Genomic DNA, 15590 nt, shown 5'->3' with positions numbered 1-15590 from the left:
GGCGATGCCTCTGGCATCGCCCCAACTCGAACCAGGAGAATGATGATGTCCAGACGCTATTTGCCAACTGCCAAGAGCAGTCGCTTGGCCGCCTTCGCGCTGTCCGGAGCGATCGCGATCCTGCTTCCTCCGCTCGCCGCCCACGCCGCAGGTGCCTCCTCGGCGGGCGGTGCTCAGGTCGTTGCCGCCGCAAAGCCCGCGGCCGACGAATCCATTCGGCCATTCCAGTTCCATGCCAGCGATGCGGCGCTTGCCGACCTCAAGCAGCGCATCGCGGCCACCAAGTGGCCGGACCGGGAACTGGTGAACGACGGCACCCAGGGCGTGCAGCTCGCCACCATGCAGAAGCTCGCCGACTATTGGGCGACCAAGTACGATTGGCGGAAGGTGGAGAAGAAGCTCAACGACCTGCCGCAGTTCGTGACCAATATCGACGGCGTCGACGTCCATTTCATTCACGTGCGGTCGAAGCACAAGAACGCGATGCCTCTCATCGTCACCCACGGCTGGCCGGGCTCGATCATCGAGCAGCTGAAGATCATCGATCCTCTGACGAACCCGACGGCGCATGGCGGCAGCGAAGCCGATGCCTTCGACATCGTCATTCCCTCGCTGCCCGGCTACGGCTTCTCCGGCAAGCCCACCGAGCGCGGCTGGGATCCGGTGCGGATTGCGCGGGCCTGGGCGGTGCTGATGCAGAGGCTTGGTTATACCCACTACGTCGCACAGGGCGGCGACTGGGGGGATGCGGTCACGGAGCAGATGGCGCTGCAGCGGCCGGCCGGGTTGCTGGGCATCCACACGAATATGCCGGCGACCGTTCCCGCCGAGATCCAGAAGAGCCTCGACGCGGGTGGCCCAGCGGCGTCGAACCTCTCCGCCGACGAGCGCCGTGCCTATGACCAGCTCGATTTCTTCTACAAGAACGGTTTGTCCTATGCGCAGGAGATGAGCAAGCGTCCGCAGACGCTCTATGGCATCGAGGATTCGCCGATCGGGCTTGCCAGCTGGATGCTGGACCATGACGCCCGCAGCTACGAACTGATCGCCCGCGTCTTCGATGGCCAGTCGGAGGGCCTGAGCCGTGATGACGTGCTCGACAACATCACGCTCTACTGGCTGACCAATACCGCCGTGTCGTCGGCGCGTCTCTACTGGGAGAACAAGCTCGCCTTCTTCCAGCCGAAGGGCATTCAGATTCCGGTGGCCGTCAGTGCCTTCCCGGACGAACTTTATCAGGCGCCGAAGTCGTGGGCAGAGAAGGCGTTTCCCAAGCTTATCCATTATAATCGCCTCGCCAAGGGCGGACACTTTGCGGCCTGGGAGCAGCCGGCGGCCCTGGTCGATGAATTGAGAGCTTCCTTCAAGTCACTGCGTCAACCGAGCTGACAGAAAGGGGCGCGCGAAAGCGCGCCCCGCCGTTGCACAAAGGAGAAGTGTCATGACAAGTGCTGGTAGCGAAAAGAGAGCGCAAACCGTCGACTTAAAGTTCGAAGTCGCGCTCATACCCGTTTCGAATGTCGACCGCGCCAAGGCGTTTTACGCCAATCTTGGCTGGCGGCTCGATGCTGATTTCCCGGTCGGAGATACGTTTCGGGTTGTCCAGTTCACGCCGCCGGGTTCGCCGGCTTCGATCCACTTTGGTACCGGGCTGACGTCTGCGGCGCCAGGTTCGGCGAGCGGGCTCTATCTGGTCGTCTCAGACATCGAGGCGGCACGTGCCCAGCTCATCAAGGGCGGTGCGGAGGTCAGCGAGATCTTCCATCGCGAAGGCCCTGGGAAGCCGGCGATCAGCGGACGTGACCCCGCAGGACGCAGCTACCGTTCCTACGCAACCTTTAGCGACCCCGATGGTAACGGCTGGCTGCTCCAGGAGGTGACCGAACGTCTGCCCGGCCGCGTGGACGCGGATGGTACGGACTTCGCTTCGGTCGCCGATCTTGCGGCGGCACTGCGTCGTGCGGCAGCCGCGCACGGCGAGCACGAGAAGCGCAACGGCGGTCAACACGACCACAACTGGCCGGATTGGTATGCCGCGCACATGGTCGCGGAGCATGCCGGAAAACCGTTGCCCGAATGAAATAGAACCCATGACCGCCGCGTTCCCTTCATGGCGTAAATTTGCTATAAGCGATCATTCCGGACGGAGTGATATGACATGCACAGGATCGGCTACGTTGTCTTTCCGAGGTTTCAGCTCATGGGGTTCGCGGCGGTCACTGCCTTCGAGGTCGCCAATCTGACGCTCGGGGAACAGGCCTACGAGATCGAACTGCTTTCCGAGGCCGGCGGCGAGATCAAGTCGTCCGCTGGCTTCGGCGTGCTGACGAAGGCCTTCGACAACACCGCCTTTGATACCGTCATGTTCGGAGCGGGCACCGAGATCGAACCGGTAACACCCGGGCTGGTCGCCTTCGCGCGCCACGCGCTCAAGGCCTCGCGGCGAGTGGCCGCCCCTTGCACCGGTGCCTTTATCCTGGCGGAGTCCGGGCTGCTCGACGGGCGTCGCGCCACGACCCATTGGGTGTTCGCGCGTCAGTTGCGGGAGGGTTTCCCTGAGGTGCGGGTGGAGGAGGATCGCATCTTCATCGTCGACGGCAGCGTGTGGACCTCTGCGGGCATGACGGCCAGCATCGATCTGGCCCTGGCGATGATCGAGAAGGACCATGGCGAGGAAGTTACCCGCCAGGTCGCCCGCAAGCTTGTCGTCTATCACCGGCGCGCCGGCGGCCAGTCGCAGTTTTCAGCCTTGCTCGAGCTCGATCCGAAGTCGGACCGCATCCAGAAATCGGTCAACTATGCCAAGGCGAACCTGCGCAACGTGTTGTCGGTCGAGGAACTGGCGGACGCCGCAGGCCTGAGTGCGCGGCAATTCAGCCGCGCCTTCCGCTCCGAGACCGGCCAATCGCCGGCCAAGGCCGTCGAGCATCTCCGCGTGGAAGCGGCGCGCCTGTTGATGGAGCAGGGGCGACACTCCATGGATGTGATCGCGGAGGAAACCGGCTTTGCCGATAGCGATCGCATGCGCCGCGCGTTCCTGCGCACGCTCGGTCAACCGCCACAGACGGTCAGGCGCAATGCGCGCGAAGGCATTGTCTGAACCTGACGGCACTGCGATGGGGCGCACCTCAGGAGAATTGTATCGCTGTGTATCCGCCGCCTGCCGTTTCTACATGCGCTTTCAATAGGAGCCGCAGAGCACACGGCCCGGATACACCGGCACTCCATTTCTGATGTCAGTTCAGTTCACCGGAGGCAATCAATGTCGGACGAAATCAACCACCCACGCCGTCGTTTCATCGGCGCAATCGCGCTCTCGCTGGCCGCGACGCAATTCGCTTCAGCGGGAGCCGCCAGAGCGCAAGCGGGAAACAATGAGGCGCCGCGCCTGCCGGCAGTCACCCCCGGGACGAACAAATCCTTCGCAACCCTCAAGCAGATCGATGCCGGCGTCCTGAACGTCGGCTACGCCGAACTTGGCGCGCGCGACGCGCCGGTCGTGATCCTCCTGCACGGCTGGCCCTATGACATCCACACCTATGTGGATGTGGCGCCGCTGCTGGCAGATGCCGGCTACCGTGTCATCGTTCCCTATCTGCGCGGCTACGGCACGACCCGGTTTCTCTCCGCTGACACACCTCGGAACGGCCAACAGGCGGTGATCGCCGCGGACATCATTGCCCTGATGGACGCGCTCAAGATCGAAAAGGCGGTCATCGGCGGCTGCGACTGGGGTGCGCGAACCGCCAACATCATCGCCGCACTCTGGCCCGAGCGCTGCAAGGCGATGGTCTCGGTCAGCGGCTACCTCATCGGCAGCCAGGAGGTGAACAGAAAGCCGCTGTCACCGCAGGCCGAGCTTGCCTGGTGGTACCAGTTCTACTTCGCCACCGAGCGTGGGTATGCCGGCTACAAGCAGAACCACAAGGAGTTTGCCCGGTTGATCTGGAAGCTTGCCTCGCCCAAGTGGGATTTCGACGATGCCACCTTCGATAAGAGTGCCGAGGCACTCGAAAACCCGGACCATGTCGACATCTCGATCCACAATTACCGCTGGCGTCTCAGCCTCGCCGAGGGCGAAGCGAAGTATGACGGCCTCGAAAAGCAACTCGCTGCGTTCCCGACCATTACCGTCCCGACCATCACGCTAGAGGGCGACGCCAACGGTGCTCCGCATCCGGATCCATCGGCCTATGTCAAGCGCTTCTCCGGCAAGTATGAGCATCGGCTGATTACCGGCGGCGTCGGCCACAACCTGCCGCAGGAGGCGCCGTCCGCCTTTGCCAAGGCGATCGTCGACGTCGACCGTTTCTAGTTTTTCTCACGCAGATTGCGTGGAGGCGCGGGGTCCGGTTCGCTGGTCCCGCGCTTTTTTGTGTGCCGACGTGCTTTGGAACCGTGCCTGGCGCACTATGGCGCCGCGCGGGGAGGTCCTCACGAAGAGCGTAGGTCCGCGCACCGAAATGGCCGCCTTCGTATCAGCGTGTATCCGTTCCCGTACTTGGCAGACTTGCACACATTTCCGCTTCTCGGTGAAACATCCCATACACCTGCGAAGCGCCATCTGTGTCTCGACGGTCGCACAGGGCAATCGGGCCCGAAAAGAACACCTGTCGAAAGGAAGAACATGATGAGCGAAGCTGAAAAGGTACTCTACACCGGCAAGACCCACACGACCGGCGGCCGCGACGGCGCCTCCCGAAGCGACGACGGGCGTCTGGACGTCAAGCTCTCTTCACCCGGCAGTTTGCGGCCGGGCACGAACCCGGAGCAGCTCTTCGCCGCCGGCTGGTCGGCCTGCTTCATCGGCGCAATCGGACTGGCGGCTGGCCAGATGACGGTTGCACTCCCTGCAGACCTCGCCGTCGATACCGAGGTGGATCTGCGCAACCGGGACGGCGGTTACTTCCTGCAGGCTCGGCTCAATGTCAGCCTGCCTGGGGTCGACGCGGATGTGGCGCGTCAATTGGTGGATACTGCGCACCAGACCTGCCCCTATTCCAAGGCGACGCGTGGCAACATCGATGTGACGATCAACCTCGTCTGACGGAGCTCCGATTGCCGGAGCATCCTGCAACATGACCCAACGGAAGCGGCGGCCGATGAGGCCGCCGCTTTTTGATTGGAGGGTTGGCTATTTCGAAGTGGAAAAGTTGGAGGCGTGTGAAGTGCCGCGCTTTGCTATGCCTCATGCCCGATGATGACGAATGGCAAGCTCTGCAACCAAGCCACCGCCGTCGCGGTTCGTCAGCGTCAGTGAGGCATTGATGGAGGCCGCGAGCTGTTGGGCGATGGCAAGGCCGAGGCCGGTTCCGCCGGTATCGCGGTTGCGGGAGTCCTCCAGCCGGACGAAGGGTTTGAGCACGGCATCCAGCTGATCATCGGGAATGCCAGGCCCGCGGTCGAGGACCTTGATTGTCACCGTGTCGTCCGCCAGCCGCCTGACCTCGATCTCGGCGCTGTCACCAAACTTGAGTGCGTTGTCGACCAGGTTGGTAAGGATGCGTCTGAGCGCCTGGGGCCGGGTGACGATCGCGCCGCTATCGACATCGCTGGCGGTAACCGCCCTGCCGGTGTCCTGATAGTCATAAACGAGGCTTTCGACGAAGGACGCAAGATCGATGCGTGTCGCTTTTTCGACATTGCCATGGGCGCTGCGTGCATAGGCGACGCCTTCCTTGACCAGGCTTTCGATCTGCCCGAGATCCTGGATCAGCTTCTCCCGGTCGGCGAAATCATCCGCCATTTCGGCGCGCAGCTTCATGCGTGTGATCGGCGTCTGCAGATCGTGGGAAATGGCGGCGAGAATCTGGACCCGCTCTTCGAGATACTGGGCGATACGGTCACGCATGGCATTGAACGCGGTCGCCGCATAGGCAACCTCGGTGGGCCCGGTTTCGCTGAGACGCGGTGTGTTCCGGTTCGGGTCGAGCGTATCGGCAGCCGCGGCAAGATTGACGAGCGGGCGCACCGCCTGACGCATGGCGAACCAACTGCACAGGAGCAGCAGCGCGAGCTGGGCTACGAGCACGAAGGGCAGCCAGTCGGCCAGGGGCATGACACCCTTGGGAAAGACGTCGATCGTCAGCGGTGAGCCGTCGCTCAGCGTCAGATGCGCCTGAAGGTGGCGGCGGTCGCCCGGGATCGTTTCGACCTTGACCGGAAATTGAAGGCCAGTCGCCCGCTCGATCTTGGTCGCGATCTCGCTGGCGGCCGGGTCGAGCGACGGATTGCCCGCAATGCCGGGGCCGAGAAGGAAGCCATAATTGTCGCGGTCGAGGCGAGCGAGCCACGAGGCACGCTCGGGCGCGGGCAGGCGATCGAGTATGGCGATCGACGTTGCGATTTCGTTTTCGAGCGTATCGAACATGACCGATCTGGCGGCCATGTAGCGCTCGAGGAACAGAACGGTGAACGACATGACATGCGCGATGGTGAGACCGGCCAGCAGGATAACGAAGAGCCGCGCCCTGAGCGTGCGCGGCCATAGTCGAAATCCTTTTGGGTCTGCGCTCGCCGTCATTCGCGCGCCTCCACGATCTCAATCGGGACCGAGAAGACATAACCTTCGCTGCGCACCGTCTTGATGTAGGTCGGTTCACGGGCATCATCGCCGAGCCGCTGGCGAACCCGGCTGACGAGCAGATCGATCGATCGGTCGAAGAGCTCGGCCTCACGACCCTGGGTGAGATTGAGCAACTGGTCGCGATTGAGCACCCGCTGAGGGTGGTCGATGAACACCTTCAGCAGTCGATACTCGGCGCCGCTGAGTGCAATCACCGTGCCGTCAGCATCGATCAGGTGCCGGGCGGTCGTGTCGAGTTTCCACTGGCCGAAGCGCAGCAGCTGTCCAGCCTCCGAGATCTGCAGGTTCGGCGGCAGCATGCGTGCGCGCCTGAGCACCGCCTTGATACGGGCGAGCAGTTCGCGCGCGGAGAACGGCTTGGAGAGATAGTCGTCGGCACCCATCTCGAGGCCGAGGATCCGGTCCATCTCGTCGCTGCGGGCCGTCAGCATGATGATCGGGATCGCCTTGTGTTTGCCGGCGCGCAGTTCGCGGCTGAGCACGAGCCCGTCGTCGCCCGGTATCATCACATCGAGTACGATGAGATCGACGGTATCTCCCTCGAGGAAGCTGCGCATCTGTCGCCCATCGGCGACTGCCGTTGCGCGCAGCCCGTTCTTCTTGAGGTAACCAGACACGAGTTCCCGGATCTCACGGTCGTCATCGACAATCAGTACATGGTCGATATGCTCCATCGAGCAAACTCCTCAAATCCGGTTTGGTCTTCGCATCCTTGCGGCATCACCCGGCCAGGGCCGGGGAACATCCGCTCAGTTTCATTGGCGCCCAGGATATGTCCTCGGTGTGTTCGCGATATCCAGACTTGCATGCGAAAGTAATGCAAGCACTTCCGGATACATTTCGACACAATTTCGCAAACGAAACCCGCCGCTTGCTGTCGAGCGGCGGGTTGCAAGAACGTCTGACCGGCGATGTCAGGCTTTTGCCTGAGCGTCCCGCTGGGCGCGGTATTGCGCGGTCGGCAGGCCGCCCCAACCCCAGTTGTCGAGCTCTACTTCCTCGATGACCACGTAGGTCGATTCCAGCGGCTTGTTGAGCACGTCGAGCAGGACCTGGCTCACGCCCTTGATGATTTCGGCCTTTTCCTCGGCCGTGACCGCCTTGCGGTCTGGAGTGGTGCCTTCGCGGGTCACCTGAACTGTAACGATCGGCATTGCCGTCTCCTCTTCATATCTGGATGTTGGCGGCTCCATCAAGGTGCCGCATCTGCGATGGATGGGAGGGGAGGAGCGGCCCGGCTTGGGTAACGGTCGCTCCCGGACATACCTGCGCCGTTACCAGCGCCCGGCGTTCTGTCCGCCATCGACGTGCAGGATCTCACCCGTCACGAAACCGGCATTCTCCAGGTAAAGGACGGCGTCGACGATATCGCGGATCTCGCCCATGCGGCCGACGGGATGCAGCGTCGAGAGCGCCGCGTGCGTTTCCGGCGCGTGCATCGGGGTCTTGATGATGCCCGGCGAGACGGCATTGACGCGAACACCGGTCTTGGCAAATTCGATCGCGAGCGCCTGGGTCACGGAATTCAAACCACCCTTCGTGATAGACGCCAGGGCCGCCGGGACGCCGGCAATCGGCTGATTCACGAGGCTGGTCGTGATGCTGACGATGTGGCCGGAGCCCTGCTTCAGCATCTCGCGGGCCGCGTGCTGGGTAACGTGGAAGAAGCCGGCCACGTTGACACCCATGTTCAGATCATAATCTTCCTGAGTGAACTCGGTGAATGGCTTGGCGGTGAAGACCCCGGCATTGTTGACCAGCGTATCGATACGGCCGAACCGTTCCAGCCCCTGGCGAATGACCCGCTCGGCGGTCTCAGGCTTGCTGATATCGCCGGCGACACTGAGGATGCCAGCGTCCGAACTTTCCTGAATGGAGCGGGACGTGGCGATGACGCGATAGTTGCGATCGCGGTAGGCCTGAACCAAGGCGGCGCCGATGCCCTGCGATGCACCGGTGATGATGGCGACCTTCTGCTCATTGCTCATGGATGTGGTCCTTCTTCGATTGCAACGGGCGCTTGGTGTGGCCCGTCCTCCGCCCTCGGCGTTGGTGCAATCAGATTTAGACCCATCCGATGTGTGAGAGAATTGACGCTATTTGGCGATCAATCAACCGCATACCGGCATAATCAGGCGAGCGTGCCAGCTTCCGTTGCCATGCGTGCGAACTCGGTCCGCAGACGTGGCAGCGCGTAATCAGCAAAGGCGCGAACCTTCGGAACCGACATGCGGCCCTGCGGTGCAAGAAGATGAACCGGCATCGGGGGATGCTCGGCATCAGCCAGCACGATTTTCAACCGCCCATCGCTGACGTAGCGCGCGACATGATAGGAGTAGAGCCGGGTCAGGCCGGTACCCGCGGCGGCGGAGTCGGTCGCGGCACGCACACTGTTGACGATGCAGCGCGGTTTGAACTGCACCGTGCGAGGGATCAACGAGCCCTCGGCTGGCGTGAATGTCCAGGAATCGAGGCCGAAGTTGGTAAAGGCGACGATCTGGTGTTTGGCGAGATCGGCCGGCTCGTCAATCCGCGGGTGGTTGGCGAGATAACGAGGCGAGCCGACGACGACACGCCGGACATCGCCACCGATTCGTGTCGAAATCAACGAAGAGTCGGCGAGATGGCCGATGCGGAGCGCGATATCGACACCCTCGTCGACAAGGTTTACGAAGCGATCGAGCAGGAGGAGCCGGGCCGAAACCGAAGGGTAGAGGTTGAGGAATTCGTCGAGGATCGGACGCAGCACCTCTTCGCCAACGATCGGTGGCGCGGAGATCGTCAGCGTGCCGCGAGGGGCCGCACGTTCGCCACCTGCGAGCATGTCGGCCTCTTCGAGATCGATCAGCACCCGCCGGCAGGCAGCCGCATAGCGCTGGCCGGCTTCGCTGAGCTTCAACGATCGCGTCGTTCGATGGAGCAGTTCGACCCCGACATGAGCTTCGAGCAGGTTCAGGGCGCGGCTGACCGCCGTCGGCGACCGCTTCAGCCGCCGGGCCGCGCCCGCGAGGCTGCCTTCATCGACCGCGGTTACGAAGACCTTCATTGCGTCGATACGATCCATTCTGCCGACTTTCGCGATGATCATTGCCAATTGGCAACCATTCACCCGCAACTGGACAGAAGTAAAGAGACCCGCTCCATCCTCTCGTCAGCGGTGTCGGGGCACAATTGGAGCAGCGGGCGATCAATCGGCAAACAGCTTCTCGATCAGATCGGCCGCTGAGCCCTGCCAAAGCTCTCCCTTGCCGGTTCCCGCCCAAAGGGAGAGGAAGTCCGCCGATCCCTTTGCTGCAGACGCGCCTCTGATATCGCGCGTGAACTTGTTCTGGGCCGGGAAGGGCATTGCGGCGGCGGCGTCCAGCTCGTTCATGAAGCGGTTCTCGATGCCACGGGCAAACCGGCCGGAGAAGGCGCGCGTTGTCCGCGTTGCGCGTTCCGTGCCCTGGAGTGCGGCGCGATAGGCTGCCGAGGTTCCTGCTTCGGCGGTCGCGAGGAACGCCGTTCCCATCTGCACCGCGCTGGCGCCCATGGCGAGGACCGACCGGATATCCACGGCCGTCATAATGCCGCCTGCCGCGATCAGTGGCACCTTCGCCTTCGGGAGGGTTCGGGTCAGCAGATCCCGGAGGCCGATTTCACTGTCCGCGGCCTCGGGATCGAATATGCCGCGATGGCCGCCCGCCTCAAAACCCTGGAGGGTGATCGCATCGACGCCGCTTTCTTCGAGCGCCCCTGCTTCCTCCGGTGTCGTCGCCGTGCCGATGATCAGCATCCCCGACTTGCGCGCGGTCCGCATGTACTCGGCAGGCAGCACGCCGAAGACGAAACTAAGGACTGCCGGCTTCGCCTTCAGCACGGCCTCGAACTGCTGATCGAAATCCTCTTCATAGGGTGCGGCGAATTGCGGCGCCGGCAGATCAAGTTCCGCACGGTACTTCGCCGTCGCTGCCACCGCCCGCTCGACCGTCGCCGCGTCGATCTGCGGCTGCGGGTGCTGGATGAAGAGGTTGATCGCAAAAGGACGGTCGGTGCCTGCACGAACCTTGTCAACGAACTCGGTGATGGCCGCCGGGCTCGAATAGGCTGCGCCGATCGACCCGAGCGCTCCGGCTGCCGAAGACGCGATGACGAGCTCCGGCGACGAGGGGCCGCCGGCCATCGACGCGACGATCAACGGGTGCTTCAGGCCGAGTCTCGCCAGGGGATCCTGCATATTCGATTTCCTCAATGAAGGTGCGTTCTTGCGTGCCGGCGGCGCGCGGGCTGAGGTGAAGGTTGACGAGCGGTCGCATTGATCGCCCGACTATGCCGCACCATAAAGGAGACCCGGAGCGGCCAGAGGTCAACTGTACAATGGTCGCACTGTCGAACGGGCGATCATGCCGCCGAGCAGTTGCGGCGAGATCGATTGGCTGGCACAGTCGCTCCGTGACGAGAGTTGCCCATGAGGATCCTGATGTCGCGACCGACGGACAAGCAAGACCCATCTCCAAGCCTTGTCGAACACTATCGGCCAGTGCAGCTCAAGGCCGTGCTTGCCGCCTGCGCGGTGAAGCATCGCGAACCTCCGCCGCCGCCGCCGGAGGAACGCTTCTATGGATCGCAATTGCCGGAGGGATTCCACCTCCCGCAATCGGTCCACGACGACTAGGCGCGGCTTTCGCAATCAGTTCGTTGCCAGCGTCCAGGCCATGCCTGCAAGCGCGCAGGCAAGCAGCGTCGTGATCACCGAGGCGTTGAAGCGGAAGATCGCCACGCCGGCGGCAAGCGTCAGCAGGAGCGACGGCAGTACCAGCGACCCTAGCACCGGTATGTCGAGCGCGAACGGCCCGAAATGCCCGCTCACGAGCTCCCCAAACAAGGTGTGCAGCCCGAACCAGACGGCAAGGTTGAGAATCACTCCCACAACGGCGGCGGTGATCGCCGACATGGCGCCCGTGAGCGCGATATTGTTCCGCAGCCGCTCAATGAAGGGCGCCCCAAGAAAGATCCAGAGGAAACACGGGACGAAGGTCACCCAGGTGGTCAGCATCGCCCCCAAGGTCGCCGCCATCATTGGATGGAGCGTGCCCGGGTCGCGGTAGGCGCCCATGAAGCCGACGAACTGGACGACCATGATCAGCGGCCCCGGCGTCGTCTCGGCCATGCCGAGGCCGTCCAGCATTTCGCCGGGCTTCAGCCAGCCGTAGTGCTGGACGGCTTCCTGGGCGACGTAGGCGAGCACGGCATAGGCGCCGCCGAAGGTGACGACCGCCATCTGGCTGAAGAACAGGCCGATCTGGCTGAAGACGCTGTCCCGACCGAGGACGATGATGAGCAACGCCAGGGGCACGAGCCACAGCGCAAGCAGCACGCCGGAAATCCGCAGCGACCATGCAAGGTTGGGGCGAGCATGCGCGGGGATTTCCTCGCCGAGCGCGGAGTCCTCGTCCTTCAGAACCGGGCCCGTGCCGCCCTTGTGTCCACCGCCAATGCGAAAGAGCGGCGAACCGGAGCGAGCGCCGATATAGCCAAGCACGCCGGCTGCCAGGATGATCAACGGGAAGGGAACGCGGAAGAAGAAAATGGCGACGAAGGCGGCGGCCGCAATGCCGATCATCATTCGGTTCTTGAGTGCTCGGCCGCCAATGCGGAAGACAGCCTGGACGACCACCGCGAGTACGGCGGCCTTCAGGCCGAAGAAGAGGCCTTCGACGACGGTGACATTGCCGAAGGCGGCGTAGATGTAGCTGAGGCCGAGGATCGCCAGGAAACCCGGCAGCACAAAGAGAAGTCCGGCAACGAGGCCGCCGGCGGTCCGGTGCAGGAGCCAGCCGATGTAGACGGCGAGCTGCTGCGCCTCGGGTCCGGGCAGTAGCATGCAGTAGTTCAGCGCATGCAGGAAGCGATGCTCGCCGATCCAGCGCTTCTCATCGACAAGGATGCGATGCATCACCGCGATCTGTCCGGCAGGGCCACCGAAGCTGAGGGCCGCAATGCGTGCCCAAACCCGGACGGCTTCGCCAAACGGGATGCCGTGGCTTTGCCGTTGCCGCGCCACTTCGGGCGCGGCCTTGTCAGCAATATCGGTCATCTCAGAGGTCCTTCTTGGGCGAGGGCCAGTTGTGCGTCTCGTTGGTAGCATCCCGGCACCAGCGATAGAAGGCGTCGTAGAGCAGCATCCCCGCATCCAGTTGCTCCAGGTCGTCGGCATACATGCGCGAGAGACCGAGGGAGGCGGCAAGCAGGCCCGGCGCCTCGGGCGCAAGCTCGGGACGGGCGGTGTCGGCCCCGCGCACGATGGTGGCTAGCCGCAGAAGCGGAGCGGTTGCAAGGCCGAACTGCTCGACCATCACGTCAAAGGTGCAGAGTTCACCGCGATGGCTCCAGCGGATCGGAGCATCGATATCGAAGGGCGTAGCGCCGAAGCGCTCGCCGACCATCTCGACCTCTGACGGCGCCACGTACAAGAAGACTGCCTTCGGATCGACGAAACGACGGATCAGCCAGGGGCAGGCAATGCGGTCGATCTTTGGTCGTGCCCGCGTAACCCAGACGGTCCTTCCGCCGGCGTCCCGTTCGGGTATCGCGGAAGCGGGCACGGCCGGATAGCCGCCATCCGCCCAAGCCTCGAAACCGCCTTCGAGCACGTCGGCAGCAATGCCGGCATGGCGAAGCCAGGCGGCAACGCCATGGCTGAGCTTCTTGCCCTGCTGGCAGATGATGATTGCCGATGCCTTGGCGACGTCGTCGATCCAATCCTGAACCTGGCGGTAGTCGCGCCTGTAAGAACCTGGGATGAGGCGGGGATCGGCGTCGAAATCTTCGTCGATCCTGACATCGATCAGTGTCGGACAGTTCGGCGTGCCGACGAGGCGAGAGAGTTTTTCCGAGGATATTTCGAGAAATGACGACATGACGCGTCCTCCGGATGAGCGGTTGAATGGACGCGATGCTTCGGCTGGCGCCTCATGGGGTGATCGCACCCCCATGCGCGAAGTTTTCCGCTCTTTGAGCGGACTGTCAAGCCGGCAATCAAGAATGGAAGAACGTCGCCGATCCGCTGTCCTGAGTGCAGAAGGGCGCCGCACTCAGGACGCAGACGCTCGGCGTGTTCGGGCTATTTGCCGGCGTCCTCGGCGGCGGTCTCTATGATCTTGGCAACCTTTTCCGCTTGCGAGGCAAAGACGGCGTGGCTCGCCTTGATTTCGCTTACCTGGCTGCCGGCGCGCTTCGCCATGCTTCGTTCAATGTCCGGATTGATGGCGCGATCTTCGGTCGCCACGACCGCCCAGCTTTTCTTCGTCCGCCATGCCGGCTCGCCGGACTTGGCGGTGAAAACTTCTTTCGCGGCAAAGACCTGCGACTTCGCCGCAAAGGCCGCTTCCGCTTTGGGAAGGTCGGCGGCGAAATCAACAGCAAACGCTGTCGGATCGAGATAGAGATATTTGCCGTCGGTGGTTTCCTTGATGCTCATTGCAGCCGGCGGCTTCGATCCGGCAAGCGTTGCCAAATCCTCGCCCTTGTCCGGTTGAAACGCTGCGACGTAGACCAATCCTTCGACCTTCTGGTGATGTCCGGCTTCGCTGATCACCATGCCGCCGTAGCTGTGCCCGACGAGCAAGGTCGGCCCATCCTGCAGGTCCAGAACGCGGTTCGTCGCCTCGACGTCGGCGGCAAGCGAGGTCAGCGGTTCCTGCACGACGGTCACGTTGAAGCCGCGCCGCTCCAGGATATCGCTGGCCTGTCGCCACCCCGAACCGTCGGCGAAGGCGCCGTGCACGATGACGATGTTCTTGATATCCGCAGCCTGGGCGGCGAAAGCAACCACGCTCGTTGCAAAGGCGAGGGCAAGAGTAGGGATGATTCGGCGGCGCATGCGATCGTTCCTTTCGGGGCCGTTGAGGTGACGATCGCAATCTGGACCGGCGAGGTATCCCGGATATGTCGGCCGCCACCAGCAATTGTACCGCAATGTATGGGGTCGGCTCAGGTCGCAGCGAAGCACCGCGGGAAGGGCGGCTCCCCGGTGAGTTCCGTCTGGCCTCAATGGCTGAATACGGGCGGACTGTGCCCTATGATTCAACCAGGATCACGATTGATTCCGGTACGACGCCATCAAAGACCATCGCATCGGCCGCGGCCTGGGTCTGCATGGCTTTCGACAGGGCGTCCAGATCGGGGACATCCATGAGAATGGCCACCCGGGTCTGGTCCTGGGGATCGACGAAGGTTCGAATGCTGGTCACGCCGAGCGTGCTGAAGAACTCCTTGCGTTTCGGTGATTTCAACCAGTGTTCCGCGCTTTTCGTGATCTTGTGGTGGGCGATGATGGTCGGCATTGCATCCTCCCTGTCGCGGCATGGACGAACTTTTTCCTGTGCGGCCGCGTTCCCTCACGGAAGGCTCCGTCGGCCCGACTGTCAATTAGCCCGTCGGAAGTAGGTGCCGTCACCGGGAGGATACTGCTGATGCCTAAATTCGTGACCATTGGATATGGAGACCGTGCAGGCTACGACCGCACGGCGGCGGACGTCCGTAATGCGGCGCACGCGCATGATGCGGAACTTCGTGCAAGAGGAGCCTTGATGGGGATTGCCGGAGCGCCTGTTCAGGTGCGCAACGCCAACGCCGCGCATGTCGAGAAGCGAAGCGGTCCGTTCATGTCGTCTTCGCTTCCTGTGGCCGGCTTCGCGGTGATCGAGGCCGCAGACCTGGCCGAAGCGATCGATATGGTGTCACGCACCCCGTGCGCGGTGGCTCATGGGGTGGTCGAGGTCTGGCCGCTCGAGACTCCTTAAGTCCGACGATGTGTCGCCCCTGCCTAAGAGGCCTGGGCGACCAATGTTGGTTCCTGTATCTCGATGGCGCGGCTCTCGATTTTTGCCTCCGCGGCTACAGCCTGCTCTCTGTTGTCTCTGAAGAGTTTCCACTTTGTCGGCCGGAAGGCGATGCGGCTGTGGTCGCCGGCGGCGGCGCGTTCGGGCGACAGCTCGATCTCGACATGCGGATGGTTGCGGCC

17 protein-coding genes and 1 pseudogene are annotated in these 15590 nt (G+C 63.0%); 7 read left to right on the top strand and 11 right to left on the bottom strand.

The genetic code is table 11. The features are described 5' to 3' along the window. Nucleotides 1–45 precede the first annotated feature (45 nt). The 5 genes from IB265_RS13395 to IB265_RS13375 all read left to right on the top strand — a co-directional run bounded on the left by IB265_RS13395 (nt 46) and on the right by IB265_RS13375 (nt 5047). On the top strand, nt 46–1389 hold the full coding sequence (locus IB265_RS13395) for an epoxide hydrolase family protein (RefSeq protein WP_057248494.1): 1344 nt from the start codon (nt 46–48) through the stop codon (nt 1387–1389). A gap of 52 nt (nt 1390–1441) precedes the next feature. After that, nucleotides 1442–2080: a VOC family protein gene (locus tag IB265_RS13390; RefSeq protein ID WP_057248493.1), complete on the top strand. Its 639-nt coding sequence runs from the start codon at nt 1442–1444 to the stop codon at nt 2078–2080. A 78-nt stretch (nt 2081–2158) separates the two neighbouring features. Further along, nucleotides 2159–3100: a GlxA family transcriptional regulator gene (locus IB265_RS13385; protein WP_057248492.1), complete on the top strand. Its 942-nt coding sequence runs from the start codon at nt 2159–2161 to the stop codon at nt 3098–3100. Between the two features lie 162 nt (nt 3101–3262). Then, the gene (locus IB265_RS13380) at nt 3263–4315 is read left to right on the top strand and encodes an alpha/beta fold hydrolase (protein ID WP_057248491.1); all 1053 of its coding nucleotides are present in this window, start codon (nt 3263–3265) and stop codon (nt 4313–4315) included. 315 nt (nt 4316–4630) lie between these two features. After that, nucleotides 4631–5047, top strand: a complete 417-nt coding sequence (locus IB265_RS13375) for an organic hydroperoxide resistance protein (protein ID WP_057248490.1) — start codon at nt 4631–4633, stop codon at nt 5045–5047. Between the two features lie 141 nt (nt 5048–5188). On the opposite strand, the gene IB265_RS13370 is transcribed toward IB265_RS13375, so the two are convergent. The 6 genes from IB265_RS13370 to IB265_RS13345 all read right to left on the bottom strand — a co-directional run bounded on the left by IB265_RS13370 (nt 5189) and on the right by IB265_RS13345 (nt 10802). Further along, complete coding sequence (locus IB265_RS13370; RefSeq protein ID WP_057248489.1) at nt 5189–6523, bottom strand: HAMP domain-containing sensor histidine kinase; 1335 nt, start codon at nt 6521–6523, stop codon at nt 5189–5191. Beyond that, nucleotides 6520–7260 carry a response regulator gene (locus IB265_RS13365; protein ID WP_057248488.1) on the bottom strand — a complete coding sequence of 247 codons (741 nt, stop codon included), beginning with the start codon at nt 7258–7260 and terminating at the stop codon, nt 6520–6522. Before IB265_RS13365 ends, IB265_RS13370 begins: the two co-directional genes overlap by 4 nt. Before the next feature lie 240 nt (nt 7261–7500). Further along, complete coding sequence (locus IB265_RS13360; protein ID WP_057248487.1) at nt 7501–7740, bottom strand: 4-oxalocrotonate tautomerase family protein; 240 nt, start codon at nt 7738–7740, stop codon at nt 7501–7503. Nucleotides 7741–7860: 120 nt separating this feature from the next. Next, on the bottom strand, nt 7861–8574 hold the full coding sequence (locus IB265_RS13355) for an SDR family NAD(P)-dependent oxidoreductase (protein WP_057248486.1): 714 nt from the start codon (nt 8572–8574) through the stop codon (nt 7861–7863). Nucleotides 8575–8717: 143 nt separating this feature from the next. Further along, nucleotides 8718–9650 carry a LysR family transcriptional regulator gene (locus IB265_RS13350; protein WP_112997026.1) on the bottom strand — a complete coding sequence of 311 codons (933 nt, stop codon included), beginning with the start codon at nt 9648–9650 and terminating at the stop codon, nt 8718–8720. Nucleotides 9651–9773: 123 nt separating this feature from the next. Further along, nucleotides 9774–10802 carry a nitronate monooxygenase family protein gene (locus tag IB265_RS13345; RefSeq protein WP_057248485.1) on the bottom strand — a complete coding sequence of 343 codons (1029 nt, stop codon included), beginning with the start codon at nt 10800–10802 and terminating at the stop codon, nt 9774–9776. A 243-nt stretch (nt 10803–11045) separates the two neighbouring features. Here IB265_RS13345 and IB265_RS13340 point away from each other — a divergent pair, with 243 nt between their 5' ends. Next, nucleotides 11046–11240 (top strand): hypothetical protein, encoded by a 195-nt coding sequence (locus IB265_RS13340; RefSeq protein WP_057248484.1) that lies wholly within the window; start codon nt 11046–11048, stop codon nt 11238–11240. Between the two features lie 15 nt (nt 11241–11255). Here the strand turns inward: IB265_RS13340 and chrA are convergent, their stop codons facing one another. The 4 genes from chrA to IB265_RS13320 all read right to left on the bottom strand — a co-directional run bounded on the left by chrA (nt 11256) and on the right by IB265_RS13320 (nt 14910). Continuing rightward, nucleotides 11256–12662 (bottom strand): chromate efflux transporter, encoded by a 1407-nt coding sequence (gene chrA, locus IB265_RS13335; protein ID WP_057248483.1) that lies wholly within the window; start codon nt 12660–12662, stop codon nt 11256–11258. A gap of 1 nt (nt 12663) precedes the next feature. Next, nucleotides 12664–13485 carry a sulfurtransferase/chromate resistance protein gene (locus IB265_RS13330; protein ID WP_057248482.1) on the bottom strand — a complete coding sequence of 274 codons (822 nt, stop codon included), beginning with the start codon at nt 13483–13485 and terminating at the stop codon, nt 12664–12666. A 203-nt stretch (nt 13486–13688) separates the two neighbouring features. Next, nucleotides 13689–14447 (bottom strand): alpha/beta hydrolase, encoded by a 759-nt coding sequence (locus IB265_RS13325; RefSeq protein WP_057248481.1) that lies wholly within the window; start codon nt 14445–14447, stop codon nt 13689–13691. Nucleotides 14448–14643: 196 nt separating this feature from the next. After that, nucleotides 14644–14910, bottom strand: a complete 267-nt coding sequence (locus IB265_RS13320) for a hypothetical protein (RefSeq protein WP_057248480.1) — start codon at nt 14908–14910, stop codon at nt 14644–14646. Nucleotides 14911–15039: 129 nt separating this feature from the next. Between IB265_RS13320 and IB265_RS13315 the strand changes: the two genes are divergently transcribed. Further along, the gene (locus tag IB265_RS13315; RefSeq protein ID WP_057248479.1) at nt 15040–15369 is read left to right on the top strand and encodes a YciI family protein; all 330 of its coding nucleotides are present in this window, start codon (nt 15040–15042) and stop codon (nt 15367–15369) included. A 23-nt stretch (nt 15370–15392) separates the two neighbouring features. Here IB265_RS13315 and IB265_RS36690 read toward each other — a convergent pair. Next, nucleotides 15393–15590: pseudogene (locus tag IB265_RS36690) on the bottom strand (hypothetical protein); the annotation flags it as partial.

This window comes from Ensifer sp. ENS10 (genome assembly GCF_014852025.1).
Lineage (GTDB): Bacteria > Pseudomonadota > Alphaproteobacteria > Rhizobiales > Rhizobiaceae > Ensifer.
The sequence above is the reverse complement of the archived record's forward strand: the minus strand, read 5'-3'. Positions and strand labels throughout refer to the sequence as shown.